At 64.9% G+C, this 2,624-nt stretch carries 2 protein-coding genes and 1 pseudogene; all 3 read left to right on the plus strand.

All coding sequences use genetic code 11. The annotated features are described in order from the left end of the window. A partial coding sequence (gene kdpB / locus VFA16_RS16910; protein WP_324968927.1) for a potassium-transporting ATPase subunit KdpB occupies positions 1-1,224 on the plus strand: 1,224 nt, incomplete at its 5' end. 1 nt (position 1,225) lies between these two features. Continuing rightward, positions 1,226-2,149 (plus strand): potassium-transporting ATPase subunit C, encoded by a 924-nt coding sequence (locus VFA16_RS16915; protein WP_324968928.1) that lies wholly within the window; start codon positions 1,226-1,228, stop codon positions 2,147-2,149. After that, a pseudogene (locus VFA16_RS16920) lies at positions 2,149-2,624 on the plus strand (histidine kinase); the annotation flags it as partial. The gene VFA16_RS16915 and the pseudogene VFA16_RS16920, both read left to right, overlap by 1 nt.

The following is a 2,624-nucleotide window of genomic DNA, read 5'->3' on the forward strand; positions in this document are numbered from 1 at the left end:
AACGTATTGGCGATGTCCGGGCGCGCCGTCGAAGCAGCAGGCGACGTCAACACGCTGCTGCTGGACAAAACGGGAACGGTCACGCTGGGCAACCGGCAGGCCTCCGAATTCATTCCGCTCAGCGGCGTGACTTCCGAGGCGCTAGCCGATGCTGCCCAGCTGGCCAGCCTCGCCGACGAAACGCCCGAAGGCCGCTCGATTGTCGTGTACGCCAAAGAGGCCTATGGGCTGCGCGCACGAACACCCGGTGAACTGGCCGACGCGTCGTGGGCGGAATTTTCCGCCACGACGCGGATGTCTGGTGTCGACGTCGACGGACGACAGCTGCGCAAGGGCGCGGCCAGCGCCGTCGCCGAGTGGATCCGCGGCCATGGTGGAACTGTCCCGGTAATCCTCGGCGAGATCGTCGACGGAATCGCCGCTGCCGGCGGGACTCCGCTTGTCGTGGGCCAGGTGACGGCGGGCGACGGCGGGAAAAAGGCAGAGGTGCTGGGCGTCATCTACCTCAAGGACGTGGTCAAGCAAGGCATGCGCGACCGGTTCGACGCCATGCGCCGGATGGGCATCCGGACCGTGATGATCACCGGCGACAATCCGTTGACCGCCAAGGCAATCGCCGACGAAGCCGGTGTCGACGACTTCCTGGCCGAAGCCACCCCCGAAGACAAGCTGGTGCTGATCAAGCAGGAGCAGGAGGGCGGCCGGCTTGTCGCGATGACCGGCGACGGCACCAACGACGCACCGGCGCTGGCTCAGGCCGACGTGGGGGTGGCGATGAACACCGGGACCACCGCGGCCAAGGAAGCCGGCAACATGGTGGACCTGGACTCCGATCCCACCAAACTGATCGAGATCGTCGAGATCGGCAAGCAGCTGTTGATTACCCGCGGCGCGCTGACCACGTTCTCCATCGCCAACGACATCGCGAAGTATTTCGCGATCATCCCGGCGATGTTCGTCGCGCTTTTTCCGGGTCTGGACCTGATCAACGTCATGCGGCTGCACAGTCCGCAGTCCGCGATCCTGTCGGCCGTCATCTTCAACGCACTCGTCATCGTGGCTCTGATTCCCTTGGCGCTGCGCGGTGTTCGATACACCCCCAGCAGCGCGTCGAAACTGCTCAGCCGCAACCTCTACATCTTCGGTCTGGGCGGGATCGTCAGCCCGTTCATCGGAATCAAGGTGATCGACTTGGTGGTTCAACTGCTACCCGGGATGTCCTGACATGAAGTTTTCCAACCTGGTTCGCCAGCACTGGGCCGCCTTGCGCGCGCTGGTCGTTTTCACCGTCATCCTCGGTGCCGGATACCCGTTGCTTATTTGGTTGGTCGCGCAGCTTCCCGGTTTGCACGACAAAGCGGAGGGCTCGATCGTCCGGGCCAACGGTAAACCGGTCGGCAGCCGGCTGATCGGCCAGTCATTCACCGACGCCGCCGGCCGGCCGTTGGCCCAGTATTTCCAGAGCCGCCCGTCGGCGGCCGGCGACGGATACGACCCGACGGGCAGTGGCGCCAGCAATCTGGGACCGGAGAGCGTCGTCGACACCCCAGCCGACCCGGCCAAGCTGGCGGCCGGCGCCACGCCCGCAGCTGCCGGATTCAAGCCGAGCCTGCTCACCCTGGTGTGCTCGCGCAGTAAGGACGTCGGCGAACTTGAGCAGGTCGGCGGATCGCGACCGTTCTGCACCGGCGGCGGGGTCGGGGCCGTGCTGTCGGTGATCGGCCCGCGCGATGCCCGCGGTAACGTCGTGCACCCGACCCGGGTCGTCAGCGTCAACGAGCCCTGCTCGACCATCAGCGAGCCATTCGTCGCGACCTATGAAGGGGTACGGGTCGTGTGCGCACGGTTCGGCGAGAACTACTCGATCGGTCAGATAGTGCCCATACGTGGCTCGGCCCCCTCCAGTCCCGAGGTGCCGGCCGACGCCGTCACCGCAAGCGGCAGCGGTCTGGATCCCGATATTTCACTGGCCTATGCCGATATCCAAGTCGCCAGGATTGCCCGGGCGCGGCATGTCACGACTGCTCAGGTACATGAGTTGGTGTGGGAGAACCAGCATGGCCGTGATCTGGGCATCTTCGGTGAGCCGCGGGTCAACGTGTTGCAACTCAACCTGCAGCTTGACCAAAGTTTTCCGGTCGCCCGCTGATGTCGCAGGTGGATGATGGTCACATGAGTGTCGTTGACCATCGCCGCAAACGCGGGGAGCTACGCATCTACCTGGGTGCTGCTCCCGGCGTCGGCAAGACGTACGCGATGCTCAGCGAGGCCCATCGACGGCGGGAACGCGGCACTGATTTGGTGGCGGGCGTGGTAGAGACGCACGGCCGCCGCAAAGTCGCGGAGTTGCTGAAGGGCATCGAGGTCATCCCGCGCCGCCACATTGAATATCGCGGTAGCAGCTTCACCGAACTCGACGTGCCGGCTGTGCTGGCCCGCAACCCGCAGGTGGTCCTGGTCGATGAGCTCGCCCACACCAACGTCCCCGGCAGCAAAAACCCCAAGCGGTGGCAGGACGTCGAGGAACTGCTGGACGCCGGTATCACGGTGATCTCCACGGTCAATATCCAGCATTTGGAGAGCCTCAACGACGTGGTCGCCCAATTCACCGGGATCGAGCAGCA

Origin of the sequence: Mycobacterium sp. (assembly GCF_035653355.1) — a bacterium.
Classification (GTDB): domain Bacteria; phylum Actinomycetota; class Actinomycetes; order Mycobacteriales; family Mycobacteriaceae; genus Mycobacterium.

Coding starts and splice junctions, on each gene's coding strand:
- VFA16_RS16915 (WP_324968928.1), top strand. CDS start 1,226: ATGAAGTTTTCCAACCTGGTTCGCCAGCACTGGGCCGCCTTGCGCGCG.